General features: G+C 57.9%; 19 protein-coding genes and 1 pseudogene. 5 read left to right on the forward strand and 15 right to left on the reverse strand.

Annotated features, from left to right (window positions below; all coding sequences use genetic code 11):
- Positions 1–3 precede the first annotated feature (3 nt).
- The 3 genes from ACP0KA_RS26530 to ACP0KA_RS26540 all read right to left on the reverse strand — a co-directional run bounded on the left by ACP0KA_RS26530 (position 4) and on the right by ACP0KA_RS26540 (position 3,306).
- Positions 4–1,329 carry a dicarboxylate/amino acid:cation symporter gene (locus tag ACP0KA_RS26530; protein WP_424631944.1) on the reverse strand — a complete coding sequence of 442 codons (1,326 nt, stop codon included), beginning with the start codon at positions 1,327–1,329 and terminating at the stop codon, positions 4–6.
- Between the two features lie 333 nt (positions 1,330–1,662).
- Complete coding sequence (locus ACP0KA_RS26535) at positions 1,663–2,778, reverse strand: calcium-binding protein (protein ID WP_424631945.1); 1,116 nt, start codon at positions 2,776–2,778, stop codon at positions 1,663–1,665.
- Between the two features lie 174 nt (positions 2,779–2,952).
- Positions 2,953–3,306, reverse strand: coding sequence for an ArsC family reductase (locus tag ACP0KA_RS26540; RefSeq protein ID WP_424631946.1), 354 nt, complete (start codon positions 3,304–3,306; stop codon positions 2,953–2,955).
- Between the two features lie 125 nt (positions 3,307–3,431).
- Between ACP0KA_RS26540 and ACP0KA_RS26545 the strand changes: the two genes are divergently transcribed.
- Positions 3,432–3,851, forward strand: a complete 420-nt coding sequence (locus ACP0KA_RS26545) for a VOC family protein (RefSeq protein WP_424631947.1) — start codon at positions 3,432–3,434, stop codon at positions 3,849–3,851.
- A gap of 71 nt (positions 3,852–3,922) precedes the next feature.
- Here the strand turns inward: ACP0KA_RS26545 and ACP0KA_RS26550 are convergent, their stop codons facing one another.
- Together ACP0KA_RS26550 and ACP0KA_RS26555 are read right to left on the reverse strand one after the other, a co-directional pair.
- A complete protein-coding gene (locus ACP0KA_RS26550) occupies positions 3,923–4,531 on the reverse strand; it encodes a 2'-5' RNA ligase family protein (RefSeq protein ID WP_424631948.1) in 609 nt (202 codons plus the stop codon).
- Between the two features lie 109 nt (positions 4,532–4,640).
- Positions 4,641–4,988 carry a carboxymuconolactone decarboxylase family protein gene (locus ACP0KA_RS26555; RefSeq protein ID WP_424631949.1) on the reverse strand — a complete coding sequence of 116 codons (348 nt, stop codon included), beginning with the start codon at positions 4,986–4,988 and terminating at the stop codon, positions 4,641–4,643.
- Between the two features lie 437 nt (positions 4,989–5,425).
- On the opposite strand from ACP0KA_RS26555, the gene ACP0KA_RS26560 reads away from it, so the two are divergent.
- Both ACP0KA_RS26560 and ACP0KA_RS26565 read left to right on the forward strand, forming a co-directional pair.
- Positions 5,426–5,809, forward strand: coding sequence for an ArsR/SmtB family transcription factor (locus ACP0KA_RS26560; RefSeq protein WP_424631950.1), 384 nt, complete (start codon positions 5,426–5,428; stop codon positions 5,807–5,809).
- Positions 5,806–6,297 carry an SRPBCC family protein gene (locus ACP0KA_RS26565; protein ID WP_424631951.1) on the forward strand — a complete coding sequence of 164 codons (492 nt, stop codon included), beginning with the start codon at positions 5,806–5,808 and terminating at the stop codon, positions 6,295–6,297. Before ACP0KA_RS26560 ends, ACP0KA_RS26565 begins: the two co-directional genes overlap by 4 nt.
- Positions 6,298–6,413: 116 nt before the next feature.
- Here ACP0KA_RS26565 and ACP0KA_RS26570 read toward each other — a convergent pair whose 3' ends face one another.
- From ACP0KA_RS26570 to ACP0KA_RS26585, 4 genes are all read right to left on the reverse strand, one after another.
- Positions 6,414–6,800: a DUF3224 domain-containing protein gene (locus ACP0KA_RS26570; protein ID WP_424631952.1), complete on the reverse strand. Its 387-nt coding sequence runs from the start codon at positions 6,798–6,800 to the stop codon at positions 6,414–6,416.
- Positions 6,801–7,033: 233 nt separating this feature from the next.
- Positions 7,034–8,074 (reverse strand): Bug family tripartite tricarboxylate transporter substrate binding protein, encoded by a 1,041-nt coding sequence (locus tag ACP0KA_RS26575; RefSeq protein WP_424631953.1) that lies wholly within the window; start codon positions 8,072–8,074, stop codon positions 7,034–7,036.
- A 27-nt stretch (positions 8,075–8,101) separates the two neighbouring features.
- Entirely contained in the window at positions 8,102–9,013 is a 912-nt protein-coding gene (locus ACP0KA_RS26580) for a fumarylacetoacetate hydrolase family protein (protein ID WP_424631954.1), read from the reverse strand.
- A 109-nt stretch (positions 9,014–9,122) separates the two neighbouring features.
- Positions 9,123–9,539, reverse strand: a complete 417-nt coding sequence (locus tag ACP0KA_RS26585; protein WP_424631955.1) for a RidA family protein — start codon at positions 9,537–9,539, stop codon at positions 9,123–9,125.
- Between ACP0KA_RS26585 and ACP0KA_RS26590 the strand changes: the two genes are divergently transcribed.
- Positions 9,459–10,334: a GntR family transcriptional regulator gene (locus tag ACP0KA_RS26590; protein WP_424631956.1), complete on the forward strand. Its 876-nt coding sequence runs from the start codon at positions 9,459–9,461 to the stop codon at positions 10,332–10,334. The genes ACP0KA_RS26585 and ACP0KA_RS26590 overlap by 81 nt on opposite strands.
- A gap of 268 nt (positions 10,335–10,602) precedes the next feature.
- Here the strand turns inward: ACP0KA_RS26590 and ACP0KA_RS26595 are convergent, their stop codons facing one another.
- The 6 genes and pseudogenes from ACP0KA_RS26595 to ACP0KA_RS26620 all read right to left on the reverse strand — a co-directional run bounded on the left by ACP0KA_RS26595 (position 10,603) and on the right by ACP0KA_RS26620 (position 19,259).
- Positions 10,603–12,609, reverse strand: coding sequence for an alkaline phosphatase family protein (locus tag ACP0KA_RS26595; RefSeq protein WP_424631957.1), 2,007 nt, complete (start codon positions 12,607–12,609; stop codon positions 10,603–10,605).
- Between the two features lie 235 nt (positions 12,610–12,844).
- A complete protein-coding gene (locus tag ACP0KA_RS26600) occupies positions 12,845–14,230 on the reverse strand; it encodes a cytochrome c peroxidase (protein ID WP_424631958.1) in 1,386 nt (461 codons plus the stop codon).
- Between the two features lie 140 nt (positions 14,231–14,370).
- Positions 14,371–16,722: a molybdopterin guanine dinucleotide-containing S/N-oxide reductase gene (locus ACP0KA_RS26605; RefSeq protein ID WP_424631959.1), complete on the reverse strand. Its 2,352-nt coding sequence runs from the start codon at positions 16,720–16,722 to the stop codon at positions 14,371–14,373.
- A gap of 445 nt (positions 16,723–17,167) precedes the next feature.
- Positions 17,168–17,395 (reverse strand): annotated as a pseudogene (locus ACP0KA_RS26610) (hypothetical protein); the annotation flags it as partial.
- 50 nt (positions 17,396–17,445) lie between these two features.
- On the reverse strand, positions 17,446–18,786 hold the full coding sequence (locus tag ACP0KA_RS26615) for a PQQ-dependent sugar dehydrogenase (protein WP_424631960.1): 1,341 nt from the start codon (positions 18,784–18,786) through the stop codon (positions 17,446–17,448).
- Positions 18,783–19,259 (reverse strand): DUF2231 domain-containing protein, encoded by a 477-nt coding sequence (locus tag ACP0KA_RS26620; RefSeq protein ID WP_424631961.1) that lies wholly within the window; start codon positions 19,257–19,259, stop codon positions 18,783–18,785. The genes ACP0KA_RS26615 and ACP0KA_RS26620 overlap by 4 nt, the downstream gene beginning before the upstream one ends.
- A 357-nt stretch (positions 19,260–19,616) precedes the next feature.
- Here ACP0KA_RS26620 and ACP0KA_RS26625 point away from each other — a divergent pair.
- Positions 19,617–20,339, forward strand: a 723-nt coding sequence (locus ACP0KA_RS26625) for an aminopeptidase (RefSeq protein ID WP_424631962.1), incomplete at its 3' end; no start/stop codon positions are given.

Consider the following 20,339-nt stretch of genomic DNA (forward strand, 5'->3'; position numbering starts at 1 on the left):
GCGTCAGGCGCGGATATGCTCCATCTCTTCGCCGAGTTCGATGGGATGCGCCATCGCCTCGTGCAGCTTGTCCTTGTCCAGCTCACCTTCCCATCGGCTGATCACGATCGTCGCAACACCATTGCCGACAAGATTAGTGAGCGCGCGGCACTCGCTCATGAACTTGTCGATGCCAACAAGGATCGCGAGCGCCGAAATCGGAATATCCGGCACGATCGCCAGCGTCGCAGCCAGGGTAATAAATCCAGCCCCCGTGACGCCCGATGCACCTTTCGACGTGAGGATCGCGACGCCAAGTATGCCGAGCTCCTGCCAGATCGTCAGATGCGTGTTCGTTGCCTGCGCAAGGAAAAGCGTCGCCAGCGTCATATAGATGTTGGTGCCGTCGAGGTTGAAGCTGTAGCCGGTCGGAATGACAAGGCCGACCACGCCGCGAGAAGCACCAAGCCGCTCCATTTTCTGAATCATCTGCGGCAGCACGGTTTCAGATGAACTGGTGCCGAGGACAATCAGTAGTTCGTCCTTGATGTAGCCGATGAAGCGGAGGATCGAGAAGCCGGAGAAACGCGCGATGGCGCCCAACACGAACAAAACGAACAAAACACTCGTCAGATAGAACGTGCCGATCAGCGCGGCCAGATTCCACAACGAACCAAGACCATAGGCGCCGACAGTGAACGCCATTGCGCCGAATGCGCCGACGGGCGCCGCACGCACGACAATGCGGATGATGCCGAAGAAGACTTTCGCCGCCATGTCGATGGCTTTTGAAATCGGCTCACCCGCCGGTCCCAGGAACGCGATGGCAAAGCCGGACAAGATCGAGATCAGCAACACTTGCAGCAGGTCGCCTTTTGCCAGGGCGCCGACATAGCTCTCCGGAATAATCGCCATCAGATGCGCGACAATGCCGTCCTGCTGGGCCTTGGTGACGTAGGTCGCGACAGCCTTGGGATCGAGCGTGGCCGGATCGATGTTGAATCCGCTTCCCGGCTGGATCAGTTCGCCAACCAGAAGGCCGATCAGCAGCGCGATGGTCGAGACGACTTCAAAATAGAACAGCGTCTTGATGCCGACGCGGCCGACCCGCTTCAGGTCGCCCATCGACGAGATGCCGTGCACCACAGTGCAGAAGATGACAGGAGCGATCATCATCTTGATGAGCGCGATAAAGCCGTCTCCAAGCGGCTTCAGGGCCTTGCCTGTTCCCGGATAGAGATGACCGACAAGCACACCGAGAGCGATGGCGATCAGCACCTGGACATACAGGATGCTATACCAAGGGGAACGCGCGGAAGCTGACGCGGGCGCGGAGGCAGTCACGGTCATTGAGAAGGGCCTTGATCAAAAAGAATGAATGTCAGGGGATACACAGGCGGGCGACCCTGCGCCAGATTGTCGCAACGCTCAAGAAAAAATCCTGTGAAACCGGTATTTTGCGGCTGATAACGGCCCGAGACGAGCTTCCAGCGGTTTCAGAGCACCGGTGAGTCTGGCCACCGCAGGCACGCGCACGCGATGCTCATTGCAAGGCCTCCATACCCGCGAGTGCTTATCGAGGAATTTTCCCAATGCAAAAACGGCCCCGGACGTGTCCAGGGCCGTTTCTTATTCTAGACCTGCCACACTGCGACCGGCCCCCTTGTTCATAAGTACGGGGCTTCAACCGACCTGCAGGTTCGTTCCGTCTGCGAAAGCCAAAGTGACGGGCCCGGAACCGAAACCGACATTCAGTGCGAGCTGATCGGCTCCGTCATTGAAAGAAAGCGTCGCAACGCCGTCCGACACGGAGACCTGCATCTTGTCCGCAGTCAAACCGTCGCCGAGTTGAACTGTGATATCGCGGCCGGCGTAAATGGTGTCCTTCCCGTCACCAGCGTTGAAAATGATGGTGGACCCACGATCAGCACGAATAACATCATCGCCGGCACCTCCGACAACGACCGTTCCGTTGTCCGCATTGATCGCATCATTGCCGGCACCGCCGTCGACAAAACCGCCCACGGTGGCAGAGATAGTATCATCTCCATCTCCGCCGCTGGCCCTGCTGTTGCTCCACACGCTGATGGTGTCGTTGCCCGCGCCGCCGTCTACCTGGCTGTCGGACCATGCGCTGATCTTGTCATCGCCGGCCCCACCGCTGACCTGACTGTTAGACCAAGCATTGATGGCGTCGTTGCCGTCGCCTCCGTCAACACGTGTGTCGGACCATGCCTTGATCACGTCATCGCCCGCGCCGCCGCTGACCTGGCTGTCAGACCAGGCGCTCATGATGTCATTACCACTGCCGCCGCTGCTGACGGTGTTGCTCCAAGCCCTAATCATATCGTTGCCGTCGCCACCTTCGACGACGCTGTCTGACCACACATCGACCCGATCGTTACCCGCACCTGCGTAAACGCCGGATCCCGACCACGCTCTGACGGAGTCGTTCCCTGCCCCGCTGTCAACCACGCTACCCGACCAGACATCGATGGCGTCGTCGCCATCTCCACTGTCGACGAGGCTACCGCTCCAACCCGCCAGCGCGTCGTTGCCGTCGGTTCCTTCGATGTGCGTCATGCCAAACTCTTGCAAGTGCATCAGAAACGATTGCACCACCGGAGATTGGCCGATGCTGTTCTTTGTAGGAGTTGCCCCCGTGGTCAGCCCAAGAATGGCAGCGGCTGTCGCTTCCTGCGACGTAACCGGGGCTGCCTGGAGGACGTTGGGAGCTGCGGGAGGTTGTGGCGTCATCCACCAGACACCAGCGAAAGCACGGTTCGTAAAGATATTCATGGCAGACCAATCCTTGATAATGCCGAACACTACACAGCTGATGGATGCAATCCATCAACGGCACAATGAAAGGTTGCTTCCAAGAATTCCTTAACCGGCCGCCACAAACGTCACGAACGAGGTGCGACAAACCACCCCACCCCCCCCCTACCCGCCGGCAAAGTCGAGTGAAGCCTACTTCCCAACCATCTTTTCATAGATTTCCGGCTTGAATCCGACCAACAAGCGTCCACGGCCGATATCGAGCACCGGCCGTTTGATCATGGACGGTTGCGCCACCATCAACGCCAGCGCCTTCTTCTCAGTCAGGCCCTCTTTCTCGTCATCAGGAAGCTTGCGGAATGTCGTTCCGGCCCGGTTGAGCAGCGTCTCCCAACCGACTTCCTTGCTCCATGTTGCCAGACGATCTTTCTCGATGCCCACGGCCTTGTAATCATGAAAGCTGTAACCGACGCCGTGCTTGTCGAGCCATGCACGGGCCTTCTTCATCGTATCGCAGTTCTTGATGCCGTAGATCGTAATGGTCACTTGAGAGGCGCCCTTCGTTTGCCTGATATGATTTAAGTGCAGAATGCAGCCGCGCACTTCGAGCCCCTTCGGACTCAAACAGCATACCACTTTAGCAAATCGACTTATCGCTCCCAAAGAGGACAATGACCATGACGGCCAATACCGCGAATGCGAATCCCCCGACAAAGGGCGGCCTTGTCACTTATCTGCAAGTTGATGGTGCGATGAAGGCCGCCGACTTTTATCAGCGCGCCTTTGGCGCCGAGGTGGCTGCAGCTCATCCCGTCGATGACAAGGGGCGCACGATGCACGTCCATCTCTACATCAACGGCTCGTCTCTGATGCTGGGCGATGCCTATCCTGAACATGGCCATCCGCTGCAGAAGCCGCAGGCATTCAACCTGACGCTTCAGGTCGACGACATCGACACCTGGTGGAAACGCGCCATCGATGCCGGTGCTGAGATGGTAATGCCCGTGGCCGATATGTTTTGGGGCGACCGCTACGGCCAGCTTCGCGACCCGTTCGGTATTCTCTGGGCGATGAACCAGCGCAAAGCCTAATTCAGTCACAAGAAACGGCAGCTATTCACAGACTGCCGTTTTTCAAATCGATACGCACCAACCACTCGCATTCATCGCAAGGGCCATCGCGCAAGATGGATGTGTTCATTGCGGCCGGGCCCTCGACCGCGAAGGCTGTAAATAAGCACCAGGTTATTCACAGGCCAACGCACTGCCTCGACGGCGCGTTCTTCGATGATCTGCCGGTCGTAGGACAACGTCATGTGTGGCTTAAACCGCCGGTCGACCCATCTATTGAGGCCTACTCTCGCCATCTCGCGACCAAGAGCTCGGTGCAACTCCATAAGCGCAGCGATCTCGCCGCCGGGCAGTACGACAAAAGGATGTGTTCTGTCGTTGCGCGGAAACGTCAACGCGCGATCTAAGATCATTTCAAAGCCCGATGCAGAAATCTCCGTCGCGGCCCTACACGCTGCAGCAACTATTTCGTTCGGAGGTTCGGAGTAAGCGCCAAGACTGTGCATTGAAATATGAAGGCATCTCGGAGATAACGGGCGCCCTCCTAAACCCACGTCTGCGCGCAATCGATCAATAACGTTTACAATCCGAAGCCGGCTTGCAACCGGCGGGACGAGCGCGAAAAACAAACCATTCGGCGGTCCCCGCTCAAATCCGGGAAAAGAAAGTTGCTCGGACATGATACGCACTCCGATATACATAAGAACAAAACAAGAACATAATGACGCAACCAAGGCAACCCGCACGGCACAAAAAAAACCGGTCCGGACGGGCCGGATCGGTGATCACACACGAGTTATGTTTTCGGCTTCAGGCTTCGCCGGCGGCGTCGAACGCGTCCATTGTTCTTGTCGAATAAACAAGAGCCGCACCGGCATTGACACTGATTGCAACACCGAGCGCCTCGGCGATCTCTTCCTTGGTCGCACCCTGCTTGCGAGCCTCGGCGGCATGCACAGTGATACATCCGTCGCAACGCAGGCTCACAGCCACTGCTAGCGCGATTAACTCACGCGTTTTCGCGTCCAGCCGCCCTGTCTTGGCTCCGGCGCCACCGAGCGTGGCATAACCTTTCACCGTATCCGGACTGAGTTTGGCGATTTCACCAACACCGGCAACAACTTGCTGGCGATATGTATTCCAATCGTACATGCGCATGGCAGGCCCCTTACGTTTCCAACGGATAGGAGATTAGTCCTTACCGGACCGATCGTTGATGCCCGCTCAGCGCAACCCGATGACCAAGCGGATCATTTTCGGGAGAAGGACCGCCGGCTGACTGCCCCTCGCCCTTATCTGATCACGTCCGCTTTGCCCTGCGCGCATCAATGCGACGATACGTCTTCGGAAGCCATTGCGAGGGATCCGAGGCCTGCTGCTCAAGGCCGCGACCGGCCGTTGCTATTCCATTGTCGCATCATCCAATACTTAGGAATTGACCTAAGTATTTCCTCGTGCTTATACCCCGCATGCGAACTTCGGAGTCGGAACGCCAGGACGCGCAGTCTCGGAAGCCTTGGCGGAAACTGCGCGCTATTTGTCCGATCCGCGGGAGCCGATGGTGACATCACGTGGCTCGCTTGAGGAGTATTGCGGTGACACCACAAAAAAATGACGGCGCACGAAGACGCAGCCGCGGAACACCCAACCCGGCTGTCGTGGACCGCGTCTTTCGCGCGCTATCGGACCCGACGCGACGTGACGTTCTGGAACGGCTGACGCATCGGCCAGCGTCAACGAGCGAACTCGCAGCGCGCTATGACATGGCCCTGCCCTCCTTCCTGGAGCACCTCAAATTGCTCGAAGGGAGCGGACTCGTGCGGTCGAGCAAAGCCGGGCGCACACGCACCTATGAACTCGCCCCTGAGCAAATGAAGATTGCCGAGGACTGGCTCGGCCGACAGCGCAAGCTCTGGGAACGGCGCTTTGATCAATTCGACAGCTACTTGATGAAACTGAAGGAGGAAGAATCCAAATGACATCACCCATCATCAAAATCGACCCTAAACTGGATTTGGTGCTTGAACGCGAGATCGACGTGCCGGTCGAACTCGCTTGGAAAGCTTGGACAACGCCGGAACATCTGCGCCAATGGTTTGCGCCGAAGCCTTGGTCGATCACCTCATGCGATCTGGATTTGCGTCCGGGCGGAGCGCTCAATTTCGTCATGCGTTCGCCGGAAGGACAAGAGTACCCGAACACCCAATGCTATCTCGAAGTGACGCCGTTTGAGCGGCTGGTCCTCACAGACACGATGCAAGGCGGTTACAGGCCATCCGCCCGACCGTTCTTCACCGCGGTTGTCGAGTTCAACAGAAACGGATCAGGGACGCGCTACAAAGCGGTTGCCATTCATGGCAACGACGAATCCCGCAAGAAGCACGAGGAGATGGGTTTCCACGGCGGCTGGGGCACTGTGCTGACCCAAATGGTTGACTACATCAAGGCAGGAGATGTGCGGGGCTAGTCCGAAATCCGCGGCAACAAAACACAGCGAGTGAGACTGGCAGGCGCACAAAGCGCCTGCCACTTACGTGGTGCGGATGAACCGCAAGCCGCTTTGAATGCTGAAGGCAACGCCGCTTACCGCGGCAGCGTGTACTGGAAGGTGTAGAAGTGTTTACCGCCCTCGATCTTGATTGCCATCGAGCCGGTAAGCCCGACCAGATCGTCAGTGGCCGAGTCCGGTACCACAGTCACCGACAAGGTTGGCGTGCCTTTGTCCATCGTTCCGCTGTGCTGAAGCGCGAAAGTTCCGCTCTTCCCCGCAAGAGTGCCTGATACTCGCTCCATAGCGACGTAGCCAGCCGACCCGTTCACTGACGTGCGAACGGCAAGCATTTGACCTGTGCTGCTGCCGGAAAGATCGCCGCGAAATGTTTTGCTGATCGCCATACTACCGACAACGGCATCGGCAGCTCCAATCGGGGTGAGCTGAACATCAAATTCTCCAGTCGCGATCTGATCCATCACATTGTCCTCTTGCTTGAAGGACGTCTGCGACGGTCGAACTCACCCGACAGCGAGTGCGGTACCAGCCAGATCGAAGAACGTCTTCCGATTATCCGCGTTCATTTGCCTTGCCGTGCACCGATTGACAACAGCCGCCTGATGACAATGCCTTGATCCTTCAACGCGGACTATGAAATTGGCATGACAAGATAGCGTTCTTGGCAATACGCGGCCTGGTCATTCACTGACGTCTACTTCAGGCTGCCGGCGACCGACGGGAGCGCCAACGCTTGCCCGTATTTCGCATCTTCGGCTTTCAGGTAGTCGGCATACTCGGCTTGCGTTGAACCAATCGGGTCAATGCCCAGCAGCCGCAGCTTCGCCTGCACCTCGGGCTCCTTGAGTGCAGCGCGAATTGCTGCATTCCACTTGTCGATGATTGGCTGCGGCGTGCCGGAGCGCAACATCACGCCGTAGAACGAGCGGGAGGTGAAGTCCTTCATGCCAAGCTCCTGAAGCGTCGGCACGTCCGGCAATTCCGGCGAACGCTTCGACCCGGCGATCGCGAGAACTCGCAGATTGTCAGACTTCAAGCTCTCGTCGACATGGTCAGCGAACATGGCATCGACATGCCCTCCAAGCAGATCAGTCATCGCCGGCGCATTACCCTTATAGGGAACGTGCGTCATGTTCAGACCAAGCCGGTTCAGAAACAGCTCGAAGCCAAGATGGGACGACGAGCCGGCGCCGAACGACGCAAAGGTGGCGTTGCCGTTCCTGGACTTCACCCAGGCGACGAACTCAGCAAACGTCTTGACCGGCAGCTTCGCACTCACCACGAGAACGTGGTCCGACGAAGCGGCAAGCGACACCGGCACAAAATCCTTCTGCGGATCGTAAGACAGATTGGGCATCATCCGCGCCGAGATGATGAAGCTCGCCGTGTTGACATACACGGTGTAGCCGTCGGCCGGAGCCCTTGCCACCGTTGCCGAAGCGATCGTCGTGCCGCCACCTGTTCTGTTTTCCGGAACGATGGTCGCTTTCCACTCCGCGGCAATGGCGTCGGCAAGCGTGCGGCCTGTGACGTCCGTGCCGCCTCCGGGGGCCAGAGGAATGATCAGCTTGATCGGCCGGTCCGGATAGGTCTCTGCCTGGGCTCCCGTGGAGGTCATCGCGATTGAAGACGCCAAGACTGCAAGGGCCGCCGCGAGAACCAGCTTCCGTCTGAACGTGGTGCGTGGGCTGATAGCTTTTGTCGTTCCCTTTGGCTGAATGATTTGCTTCGCCATCTTCGCCCCCAATGTGAGTTGACCTTGTTAAGACATCCTCGACGCAGCGATGCGGTTCGTCAGCACGCCGATTCCGCCGATTTCGCATTGCACAACATCTCCCGGGACCAGGAAGCTCGGAGGCTGTCGTGCGTAGCCGACGCCGGAGGGCGTACCCGTCGCGATGATGTCGCCCGCCTCGAGCGTCATGCCGCGGGATAAATCCGCGATGATCCGCGGCAGATCGAAGATCATCTGCGCCGTCGTCGCTTCCTGGCGAATCTCGCCATTCACGGACAACCGGATCGTCAGTTTCTGCGGATCGGAGATCTCCTCACGGTGGACGATCCATGGACCAAAGGGACATGAGGAATCGAGGCCCTTGCCCTTGAACCACTGATCATGTCGGCGCTGCAGATCGCGGGCAGTGAGATCGTTGATGATCGAATAGCCGAAGATATGATCCAGCGCATCGCGAGGTGCGATATTGCGGCCGGTCTTCCCGATGATCACGGCGAGCTCGACTTCATAGTCGAGCTTTTCCATGACGTCCGGCTGGAAGGGAATCTCCGCATCTGGCCCCACCACTGCCGTCGGCGGCTTGGTGAAGAACTGGGGATACTCCGGGAGCTTGAGTTCGAGACCTCGGGCGCTGTAGCCCTCTGCGACGTGCTCCACGTAGTTTCGACCGACGCAGAAGACGTTCTTGGCAGGCCGGGGGATCGGCGCCAGAAGGCGGCAGCGGGACGCGTCGATCAGCGCGCCCTTCAGAGAGTTTCCGCTATCGAGAACCTGCTTCAGGATGCCGATGGTTTTGTCGTTGTTCGCAACGATCGACAGCACGCTCGCGAAAAGGATGCGGTCGGCCGCGGGGACGACCTGCTCGATGTCGAGAATGCCGTCATCAAGCCACAGTCCCGGCCTCGCCCTGCCCTCAAGTTCAAAAGTCACAAATTTCATAAGACGTCCCATGTGCGAAAGAATTGGGGCCGAGCGATGCTCGCCCGATCGACGTCGCAGATCATCCGCAGCGCTTCGAGTCTGATGGCGTGCGGCATCGCCGATCATCTCAAGAGGCAGAAGGCTTGGCGTGCGGCACATAAGCAACGGCCTCGATTTCAACCAAAATGTCGGGCCGCATGACTTCCGCGCGAAAGCACGTGCTGATCGTCGCTGACGAGCGGAAATACTCCGCCCGCACGGCGTTCATTTTTCGATAGTCTTCAGGATTCTTGAGCATGATGACGACCTTGTAGATGTCGTCCATGGTACCGCCGACGGCTTCGACACATTTCTTGATGTTGTCGAGCGTCAAGCGCGTCTGCTCCTCGATGGTGGGCGGAACGAAGCGCTCGTAGTAATCGCCGCTGATGTGGCTCAACGCTGTCGTACCGGCAATATGGAGATGCCCGTCGATCAGGATGGCTCGGGAGAACGGGCCCACGGCTTCCGCCATCCCTCTTGGCTGAATGATTTGCTTGGGCATATTCCCCTGCCGAACTTCGATTTGAACATTGGTGGCAGTTATCATAAATTCGAAAAAAATGGCTCTGCAAGCTTTTTTTCGAAAAAAGCCATTCCTCCCGTGAGAAGCAAGATGAGCGAGCGCATCCATACCGAGACCGCCTCAGGCACCGAAACGCTCGCGACGGTCGTCTACAAGCGAATCCGCCAAGACATCATCGGCGGCGCCCTCTCTCCCGGTCAGAAGCTCCGGATGGCGGAGATGTGTGAACGCTATGGAACGGGCCTCAGCCCGATGCGGGAAGCGCTCAGCCGGTTAGGCAAAGAAGGGCTGGTCCTTCAGAGCGACCGCAGAGGCTTCTTTGTTACAACCATCAATCGGGAGGATTTGGACGAGCTCATTCGCTCGCGATGCATGCTCTATGAGGTCGCCGTCCGCGAGTCGATCAGGAACGGCGACGCCGCCTGGGAAGATGCCGTTATTCTCTCGTTTCACAGACTTGAATCCGTGACTCAATGGGACGTTGGCGGTGACGGAGCCGACAGCGACTACAACGTCTGGCACCGGAAGTTTCACACAGCCTTGATATCGGCTTGCAAGTCGCGATGGATCATTGCCTCTTGCGAACAGCTCTTCGATCAATCCGAGAGATACCGCATCATGTCCCGCTCATCGAAGCTTTCACGAGATGTGAATAGCGAACATCGGGACATCATGACCGCCGCCTTGAAAAGGGACATCGACTTATCGACCCACCTGCTGCTGGAGCACATCAAAAAGACTGGCGAGTTGTTTCTCGCCAAGAATTTAATCTGACGTCTGCCAAACAGAAATCACGCTGCGTTATTCCTGATCCTGAAGAGCGGCTGGCCCCATTTCCTCCGATGGCCCCTGCTCGCACTTGATCGTCCCGCGTGGCGCCGTCAACGACACAGCCGACGCCTTCACGTCGCTAAATAGCCACCAACACGAGATGCTTAAAAAAACGCCGGCCGAACCAGATGGTTCGACCGGCGCAACTCTTGCTTCATCACACGGTGTGGGACTGACGTGTCCTACAAGCAGTTGCCGTGGATGATGATCATCACTGTGATGCGCTATTCGCGAAATCAAACATGTCGAACAGGTCACCGATCGCCGGCATATTCGTTGGCACCCACAGGTTCGTCTGATTCATGACCGGATTTGGCAAATTATCTCGGCTGCGATCAGAAATCTTGTCGAGATGCCAATTCCGTTCGATGAACTTCAAGACTGAAACCTGGTCATTGTAGGAATGCACCACGTGGCCTCCCGTAGAATACGGAGAGATCACCAGCATCGGCATGCGAGGGCCATCGCCGAAGAAATCGAGCGGCTGAATGAAGCCGCTGTCATACAAGCCACCGCTCTCGTCGAACGAGATGATGATTGCGGTATCGGCAAACAACTTCGGATTGGCCTTCACGTGCTCGACGACGTTCTGGACGAATTCTTCCAGAAGGCTGACCTTGCCGCTGCCGGGATGGCCCTGAAGTGCGCCGTCCGGCTTGACGAAGGTGACCGCGGGGAGATTTCCGCTATCGATGTCATCAAACAGGTTGTTTGAGGTGTCCTTCAGATGCGCCGCGCGCGCCTTCGCATCCGTCATGACCGACTTCGAGTACTGGAACGGATTGGTATGATCGCCGTATCCGGCCCGGAATACCTGATTGAAGATGTCGGTGGCACCCCCGGCAACCGCAACGGCAGAATCGTAGCCGCCAGCGTACCATGCCCACGAAACCTTCTTGTCGTTCAGTGCATCGCCGATATGGCGCTGAAGCACTGGCGGCATCGTCGTTGCCGTCGCCGGCACCAGCGCGCCGGCGGCATCGTACGGCGGGTCGGCGTCGCGGGTCGGGTAGTACGCATGTGCCGCACAGTTCGGGCCAACGAAATAAGGAAGCGACGCGAGATAGGTGTGGAATTCGCCAACGCCAGGCTGGTTCCGATCGGCGCAGTTCACCCACGTCCCATTCGATTGGTAGGTGTTGACGCTACCGACCACTGGATTCGGGTTCATGATGCCGTTGGCAGGAGGAGCCGCCGGACGGCCCTTTGCGTCGCTGTAGAAAGCGTTATCGCCGTAAGCAATTCCGATCGCGCCGGTCACGGATCCACCCATGATCGCCTGATGGAAGTTGTCCGAGATCGTGTACTGGTCGGCGAGCGCCTTGAAGATCGGTGCGTCGCCGGTGTTCATGTTGAAGAAAGCCATGTCCTGACCGCCATCGGTCGGCGTCTTACCCGGCAGCGTTCCGTTCGTGGTGGCGACGAACGGATAAAGATCGTGCAGACAGCCGGTCGGATTCTCCGGAGTCGCGTTCTTCATGCCGCAGTCGTTCTGCTGCCACATCTGGAACAGCTGGTGAATCGTGTCGCCCTCGTAAGCGTCGTAGGCCAGCGTCGGGCCGGTCTGCTGGAAAGGTCCCGCGGGCAAACGATTGACGCCAGGGATGCGGGTATCCGGACTGTTCTTGGGAATCGAACCGGTGCCGCCTGTCGCGAGTGTGATCTGATCGTCGAGCGGCAGAGAGGGATCGCCTTCAGGGAATGCGGCGGTCGGCTTTCCGGACGCGTCGACGATGCCGAACGCCAGACCAACGCCCACAGGCTGCGCCGATGAAATCGTCGGCACAGGCAAGAACGTGTAAGGGCTTTTGTGGAGCGGGCTGAGGACAAACCGGCCATTGCTCGAGGCCATCTGATACTGCTGACCCTTGGCGAAATTCTTGCCCGGGGTCCCATCTTCATTGACGATCCCCTGGGACAGCAGGTTCCAGATCTTCTGGTTATTCTTCGGCTTGTAGGTACCGAAGATGTTATCGAAGCTGCGATTTTCGCCGACAATATAAATGACGTGCTTGATCGGCGTTTCGGTGGAAATGTTTTCCGGCTTTGATGTGGCGACTTTTTCCGCCTTTGCCGCGGCGCGTGCCTCATTGGCGGCGAACGCAGGGCTGCCTTCACCATGCGGCAGCAGCGCGCCGCCGAGACCTAAGAGTGCGGTAGCAGAAACGCCGGCGATCAATCGCAGCCGGCCCCTTCCGCGAATCGTGTGTGGGAGCATGGACCTGTCTTTCTAAGAGGAATCGTCGTTCAAAACGAACGATCCGCAGGTCCTAGTCGCGATCAATGACAGTACACGTTCAAATTCTTGCATCATTTGCGAATGAATGATGACACCGGATCGCGACACAGTGACGCGCCACGTGTCACGCGCACGAACGTGATGCACCGCTGACTCGCCCTCGCGCGTCGGCAGAAGTCGTCAGGACGTGATATTGCACGCGCCCGGCGCGCATTCAGTTGGCTTGCTGCGGAGGCTGTTTATCCGACTGCAGAATCCGGCGTAGTGCCGCATAGTGTGCGTCGTGAACGATCGGGTTGAACAACGACCATGGCTCCGCGCTGCTGATGATGGCCGGTACCGCAGCGTTCATCAGCCGATCATAGGTTCTGTATTCGGCAGCTGCGGCATCGTAATTTCCGGACGCGGCATCGTTACCAATGCGCCGCAATGTCAGCACGACCTCCTTGAGAGCCATGCGCGCGAGATTGCGTTGCTTCACGCCTCCCGACACGATGGTGTTCTTTCGGTCCGGCACACGCTCGGTGAGCTCACGCAACTCGCCGCCCACCGTATCAACCACAAGATCAATGGTGTCGTTATCGTGTTCGGGAATGGCTTTCGTCAGAACGCCGACGAAGCCGGAGATCTCTTGCAGTCGGGCGGCAGCACCGTCACGCTCATGGGCCTGCACGCCGTCTCCGACAGCGGTCAGATAGGCCACGAGATCTGCCTTGTCCTGAGCCGAGAGCCCGAGTTGGAATTTGTTGTCGAAGTGCCCCACCACCTGGTCGTAGGTGTCGTAGCGCCCGTCGTGAAAGTAAGGTGCATTGAAATCCGCGTTCAGCAAGGTGGGCGTCTTGTACAGACCGCCCGTCCCGACATCGTGCTGCTTGTGATCGAGAAAAGCAGTCGCCGGATCATGGCAGCCTGCACAACTGAGACTGGGATCATGCGGGAAAGGCTTGCGGAAAAGCACCTCTCCGCGGCGTTCTGCATCGTTCGCCTCAGTGGTCAGCTTTCCGCCTGGGCCGAGACTCGGGTTGGGCAGAAAGTCGATATCCTGGATGTAGGCCACCAGGCCATCAAGGATTGCGGGCGATGGTTCGGGACCAGCGAACTCGACCACGATCACATTGCGGACGAAATCGCGCAGCGATGTCATTCGCCCATCGTTTCCGTAGGGCGCCAGATAGCGTGCGCCACGCAAGCTCGGGATTCGCACCGCGTCGAGAGCAAGATTATTTGCTTTCGGATTGAACAATGAGCCGGTGGTGTCGAAATTGCCGGGCCGGGTCGACATCCCGGGGATGAAGAGTTTGGGATTTGATGCGCCGTTGACGTGGCATGTACCGCAACTGATCCCTGCCTGCCGTGCGGTCCCCCCCAGAATACCCGGCGCGTTGAACGCCATGTCTCCGAGGTTTACCAGATGCGACCTGCGACCTCCGACAGCCTCGGAATGAAACACCTCGCGCGGAAGGTCGAGAGCATCCTCATTCAGCTCGCTTCCCGCGGGTAAAGTCGTTTGGTTGCCATCGACGGGAAACGCAAAGGCTTGTTGGACAACCACAGCCATGACAATGGCAAACGCCGCAACTAAGCACCTTCGAACAAACACTCAACGCTCCCGACTGGCGACATACGCCTAAGCGGTCCTTCTATCTGCGTTGACTTGACTGTTTCGTGACAAACTCGGGCGGTCGAGGCTTTCGCAGTCACAGTCTCGCGAGCGTCAATGTTCGCCCGAGTGTGCGTCCTCTACCCGTCTGCGCTATTCGGCGGATCATAAGCCCGTATCGGCGGAAGATTTCCCTCGAAGCGTTCGACATTCACCGTGGTGAGTTGCCCCGTACATCCTTGCGCAAATGCGGATGTCCCAATGTCGCGCGTCAGGACGTTTGGATTGCCATGAACGCAAAGAGGCATGTTCTCTTCGGGGTCTGATGGGTCGTACCAAGCACCGGTTGGCAATTGAATGATGCCTCGAACGATATCTTGCGTAAGAGTGACACCGGCGAGGCAGGCTCCGCGCTCATTGAAGAGCCGGATGATATCTCCGTCTTTGATCTTGAGCGGAGCTGCGTCCTCTGGGTGCATAGACGCGATTTCTCGTCCCCGCATTTTTGCGTTGGCGCTGTGATCGCCAAAATCGAGCTGGCTATGGAGGCGGGTTTTCGGCTGGTTCGAAACGAGGACGAACGGCGCGAGTTTGCTGGGAACATTCGTCGGTCCCAACCACGTCGGGTGCCCGGGGCAGTCCGCATCGTTAAAGCTCGAAATCTCCTCCGAGAAAATCTCGATTTTTCCACTTGGCGTTGGCAGCGGATTGCCGATCGGATCCGTCCGAAATGAACGTAGCTGCCCACCGTCATCCGGTGCCTGCGGAATCTCAAGTGTACCGGCGGCCCAAAATTCTTCGAAGCTCGGGGCGTTGGCTCCAAGGTCAACCAATTCGGAGCGCGTCCTTTCATACAGATATTCAAGCCACCGCCTCACCGTACGGCCTTCAGTGAACGCCTCTCCCCTGCCGAGTCTCTGTGCGAGTTCCGCGAATATTGCGTAATCGTCTCGGGCTTGACCATAAGGCTCCGCCACCGGGTGCATGGCGACCATCAGCGGATCATTTGAAGAGTAGCCGATGTCCTCTCGTTCGAGGGTCATCGTGGCCGGCAAAACGAAATCCGCATGCCGCGCGGTCGCAGTCCATGCAAGCTCGTGAACAACCAATGTATCCACCCTTGCGAAAGCATCCCGCAGTCGATTGATATCCTGATGGTGGTGGAACGGATTTCCACCAGCCCAATAAACCATCTTGATGTTGGGATATGTTCGGGTTTGACCACTGTAGCGATATGTCGTGCCAGGATTTAGCAACATGTCCGCGATACGAGCCACCGGGATGAAGTCTTTCACTCCATTTTTGGCCTGTGAAAGGGTTGGTCCCGAAACAGCATTGTAACGCCGTCCGTAGTACGCAATCGATCCCAGCGCGTATGCGTAACCTCCTCCCGGAAGACCGATCTGTCCCAACACTGATGCAAGGACGGCTCCCATCCACACCGGCTGCTCGCCGTGCTCGGAGCGCTGCAGCGAATGGGAGACGCCAATTAAGACACGCCGACCTGCGAGTTGACGAGCGATCGATAGGATCGTGTCTTCCGAAATCCCGCAAATCTGAGAGGCCCATGCGGCGTCCTTTGGTTGGCCATCGACCGCCCCAAAGACGTAATCCTTGAAGATAGGCCAACCCACCGTATACCGATCTAGAAACGCTTGATCGTGCTGGCCTTCGCGGACCAGCGTGTGGACCAGCGCCAACATCAACGCGATGTCCGTGCCCGGTGTTATGCCAAGCCACTCAGCGCCGGCTTCCTCCGGCAGGTCGCCGCGCAACGGGCTGATGAGTACGAATTTGCAGCCTCTCGCTTTTGCGCGGGCCATGCTCTGGCGTTCGATGTGCTGGCTGATGCTGCCCCCGGCAACCATACTGTTCTTAAGAGCCATACCGCCGAACGCCAATACGATATCAGTGTGTTCAGCAATCTGATTCCAGGACACATTGTTCTTTGTCATCTCCTCATAATCACAGATGACCTTTGGAATGAGTACGGAAGCGGCTCCCGAACTATAGGTGTTCACGGATTTAACGTAGCCACCGAGAGCAATATTCAGAAAGCGATGAACCTGACTTTGTGCGTGGTGAAATCTGCCGGCACTTGACCATCCGTATGATCCTCCGAACACCGCTTCTGGACCGTAGCGATCCTTCACTCTCGCAAGCTCGGTCGCGAGAAGTGTCATCGCTTTCTCCCATGTCACGGGTACGAATTCATCCCGTCCGCGCCGCGTGTCGGGCCCCGGACCTCTCTCCAACCAGCCACGCCGGACCATTGGCTCCCCAACCCGAGCCTTATGACGCAGGGCATTTGTAAAGTTATGGATCAGTCGATTGGGATCCGGATCCTTCGGATAGGGACGAACATCAAGCGTGCCATCGCGCCAACGCGCCGAAAAAACTCCCCAATGCGATGTGTGTGGTTTGTAATCGTCAGCGGGCAAAACGTCGTCGGTTATTGACACTTCTTCTGCGCTCCTTACGTCGTCTGGCATAATCCCAGGCAGCGTGGTGCTGGACGGTCGCCGTTTTCTTCGGATCGATCCGTCCCCTCGCACCGCGCGGGCGGCATCCCTTTGTGAACGATATTAGCCAGCTCAAGCCTGTTCCCACAACCGATAGCAAGGAGAGAGGCGGCAGCCTGGAACATGCCTATAATGCACGCCCGCGACAGGTTGCGCGGGCATTCGAGCCGCGTTCAAGCCATCCATTGATGTGAACGAGGCCGAAACGGCCAAAGCTATGCCCCACCCTAGAAGCACGGTTAGTGGCTTGCTCCGCTGTCGTAGAACAAAAGGTGCGAAATGGCGTTGAGTCTTGCCGGGTGACAACCGGACACAATGGGGATGTTGAACGCGGTGCCATTTTTCCGGTTTCTGCCCGCGACAGCAACGCATCGGTACGCGCTGACAACTAACCCGTTCCCGGCAACTCCTTCTACGCCGTCGCTTCCGCACCGTTCTCACAGAATTCAAACGGCCGCGGTGTCTTGGGCTTGGCTCACGAGCAGCTCACGCACATGTAGCCGTCCGGCTTGTTCTGCTTGATAAGTATTTCACTGCCCAGCAACGCAACCTCTTCCTGCGTCAAGATACTGGCAACAACCTTCACTGATCCCCAACCGCCGGCGTCACCCCCATAAGGTTTGACTTTAACTTTATGCCTCATGGCTGGCCTCATTGAATTTGGAGGATATGGAGAGATAGCGGCGAAAGCCGCTACTTCTTCGAAGAAACGGCCCAGACCTTGTTGCCGACATCGTCGGCAATGAGCAGATCACCGCTCTTACTAACCGCGAGTCCGACCGGCCGACCTCTGGACTTTTGATCCGAGTTAAGGAATCCGGTCACCACGTCCCGCGCGGGTCCGCTGGGACGGCCATCAGCGAACGGCACAAAGACAACCTTGTATCCATTCAGGTTTGGCCGATTCCAGCTGCCGTGTTCGCCGACAAACGCGCCACCCTTGTAGGACGCCGGCAGATTGTCGCCGGTGTAGAACGTCAGACCCAAAGGGGCGACGTGGGAGCTCAGCGCGTAATCCGGCGGGATCGCTTTCGCCACCAGATCCGGGCGCTGCGGCTGCACGCGCGGGTCGACATGCTGGCCGTAGTAGCTGTACGGCCAGCCGTAGAACGCGCCGTCTTTCACCGAGGTGAGATAATCCGGCACCAGATCCGGACCGATTTCATCGCGCTCGTTGATGACAGCCCATAGCGTGTGGTTGTTCGGTTCGAATGTCAGCCCGTTCGGGTTTCGCAGCCCGCTCGCAAAGATCCGCGACCTCCCGGTGGCGCGATCAACCTCCCAGATCGCCGCGCGGTTCTTTTCGGCTTCCATGCCGTTTTCAGTGATGTTGCTGTTCGAGCCGACGCCGACATAGAGCAGCGAACCATCGGGACTGGCGGTGAGGCTCTTGGTCCAGTGATGATCGATCGGTCCGCCGGGTAACTCGGTCAGAGTCGTGCCTGGCTTGGTGATTTGCGTATCGCCCGTGTGGTATTCGTAGCGAACGATGGCATCTGTATTGGCGACATAGAGGTCATTGCCGACCAAAACCATGCCGAAGGGCGAATGCAGATTATCCAGAAACGTTGTCTGCACCTCCGCTTTGCCGTCGCCGTCCGCATCTCTCAGCAGCGTTATTCGATTGCTCTTGCCGGTATCGCCGCCTGATGTCGCCCACGACTCCACCCAGTTCATGATGAAGTCTTTCGGCCGCTTGATCGGCTCGGTCCCCGGTGCCTTCGACTCCGCCACCAGAATGTCGCCGTTGGGAAGCACGTAGAGCGAGCGCGGATGCTGCAAACCGGACGCCACAGCCTTGATCTGCAGACCGTCCGCCACCGTCGGCGTTTCACCGTCTTTCCAGCCGACAACCGACGCGACGTGCATCGGCGGGATCAGAAATTGCTGCAATTCAGGAAGTTTGTACTTCGCCCCGAGTTGCTCTTTGGGATCGCCGCCGGGATCGTTGCAGCTCGCCAGGCCGAGCGCCGCGATCACACAGGTCGCGAGGCTGAGGTAAGTTCGATTGCGAAGAAAGGAGTTCACGGTCATGACCGGGTCACTCCCACGCGATGGCGATAGACCATGGCCCATCCCATCCATCCCGTCACCAGCAGCGTGAGCACGGTCAGCGCAGAGAGAATGAGACCGGTCGGCACCACCGATGTCCAGGCATCGCGGCTGTGAACGAACGAATTGAACAGGGCGAGAATCAGCACCAAGACGTTTCCCGCCAAATGAACCCACGCCTCCGACAGTTTCCGGATTTGTCGGTTGCCGAGAAAATCGATCAGCCCGGCAATGGCCGCCAGCACGCCCATCACAAGACCTACGGCAAGCAGCCACGCGGAGAAGTCGGCCCACATCATTTGCGCCGTCTGCCAATAGGCGATGTCCGTAACTAGCGCTCCGACAAAGCAGACGATGGGAAATGACACCAACATTGGATGGAGAGGATGCGATCCAATGCGTGCTGTGGAGGTTAGTCCTCGGGAGGTCGTTTCTTCTTTCGCCGTGATGTGCATAGGAGGTCTCCGAATACCTCCATAACCTCCATATTTCGTCGATGTTCCTTGTTATGGAAATCTAGCTGTTGGCACTACCGAGTGGGATCGGAAAGGTCAGCAGCACAAGATACACCGTGTTATCTTCTCGTTCCGACTAGCTCCCGGCACAGTCGCAATATCGTGATCCGATGTAAGATGACGAGGAGTGCGCGGAAGCACGAGCCCAAGAGACGAGCATGACCGCACGCTCTTTGGGCTCAAGATCGGCTGAATACTATTTATTCGTTTTATTGATCAGACCCGACAATGCCATCTCGTTCAGGACCGGGGGATGCTGCGCAAACGTAACATTTCAAGTCAGGCCCCGCTCCCATCATGCACCCTCAAGACGGCAAGATCATCGCTCCAATCGATCCCGTTAAGCTGGATCGTCTCGCTGAAGTCGCGATCAAAGTGGGGCTTCGGCTCCAACCGGGACAGGATTTGCTGGTCACGGCGCCGACCGCGGCACTGCCGTTTGTGCGAAAAATTGCCGAACATGCCTACAAGGCCGGCGCCGGTCTGGTAACGCCTTTTTTCTCTGATGATGAGATCACATTGGCACGTTATCGCTTCGGATCGGACATCGGCTTCGATCGCGCCGCCGGTTGGTTGTACGAAGGAATGGCCAAAGCGTTTGCCGGCAACACGGCGAGGCTTGCGATCGTCGGAGACGATCCGATGTTACTTTCGGGGCAAGATCCCGCGAAAGTTACGCGCGCCAGCAAGGCCAATTCAATGGCCTACAAGCCTGCTCTGGAGAAAATTGTCGGCTTCGACATCAACTGGAACATCGTCGCGTATCCCACCACGCCATGGGCAAAGCAGGTTTTCCCCAACGAGAGCGAAGAGGTCGCGCTGGCCAAACTCGCCGAGGCGATTTTCAGTGCTTCGCGGGTCGATAACGACGACGCCGTCGCATCCTGGGAAAAGCACAACGCCAGGCTTCGCGAGCGGACTGAATGGCTCAATGGGCAGCGCTTCGACTCGCTTCACTATACGGGCCCCGGCACAGATCTGACGATCGGCCTTGCCGACGGCCACGAATGGCAGGGCGGC

The sequence above is a fragment of the Bradyrhizobium sp. SYSU BS000235 genome (assembly GCF_049747295.1).
Classification (GTDB): Bacteria; Pseudomonadota; Alphaproteobacteria; order Rhizobiales; family Xanthobacteraceae; genus Afipia.

Excerpts from the sequence above, each read along its gene's own strand:
- ACP0KA_RS26530 (WP_424631944.1), bottom strand. The coding sequence starts at position 1,329 with ATGACCGTGACTGCCTCCGCGCCCGCGTCAGCTTCCGCGCGTTCCCCT.
- ACP0KA_RS26535 (WP_424631945.1), bottom strand. The coding sequence starts at position 2,778 with ATGAATATCTTTACGAACCGTGCTTTCGCTGGTGTCTGGTGGATGACG.
- ACP0KA_RS26545 (WP_424631947.1), top strand. The coding sequence starts at position 3,432 with ATGACCATGACGGCCAATACCGCGAATGCGAATCCCCCGACAAAGGGC.
- ACP0KA_RS26550 (WP_424631948.1), bottom strand. The coding sequence starts at position 4,531 with ATGTATATCGGAGTGCGTATCATGTCCGAGCAACTTTCTTTTCCCGGA.
- ACP0KA_RS26555 (WP_424631949.1), bottom strand. The coding sequence starts at position 4,988 with ATGCGCATGTACGATTGGAATACATATCGCCAGCAAGTTGTTGCCGGT.
- ACP0KA_RS26565 (WP_424631951.1), top strand. The coding sequence starts at position 5,806 with ATGACATCACCCATCATCAAAATCGACCCTAAACTGGATTTGGTGCTT.
- ACP0KA_RS26570 (WP_424631952.1), bottom strand. The coding sequence starts at position 6,800 with ATGGATCAGATCGCGACTGGAGAATTTGATGTTCAGCTCACCCCGATT.
- ACP0KA_RS26575 (WP_424631953.1), bottom strand. The coding sequence starts at position 8,074 with ATGGCGAAGCAAATCATTCAGCCAAAGGGAACGACAAAAGCTATCAGC.
- ACP0KA_RS26580 (WP_424631954.1), bottom strand. The coding sequence starts at position 9,013 with ATGAAATTTGTGACTTTTGAACTTGAGGGCAGGGCGAGGCCGGGACTG.
- ACP0KA_RS26590 (WP_424631956.1), top strand. The coding sequence starts at position 9,459 with ATGCCCGTCGATCAGGATGGCTCGGGAGAACGGGCCCACGGCTTCCGC.
- ACP0KA_RS26585 (WP_424631955.1), bottom strand. The coding sequence starts at position 9,539 with ATGCCCAAGCAAATCATTCAGCCAAGAGGGATGGCGGAAGCCGTGGGC.
- ACP0KA_RS26595 (WP_424631957.1), bottom strand. The coding sequence starts at position 12,609 with ATGCTCCCACACACGATTCGCGGAAGGGGCCGGCTGCGATTGATCGCC.
- ACP0KA_RS26605 (WP_424631959.1), bottom strand. The coding sequence starts at position 16,722 with ATGCCAGACGACGTAAGGAGCGCAGAAGAAGTGTCAATAACCGACGAC.
- ACP0KA_RS26615 (WP_424631960.1), bottom strand. The coding sequence starts at position 18,786 with ATGACCGTGAACTCCTTTCTTCGCAATCGAACTTACCTCAGCCTCGCG.
- ACP0KA_RS26620 (WP_424631961.1), bottom strand. The coding sequence starts at position 19,259 with ATGCACATCACGGCGAAAGAAGAAACGACCTCCCGAGGACTAACCTCC.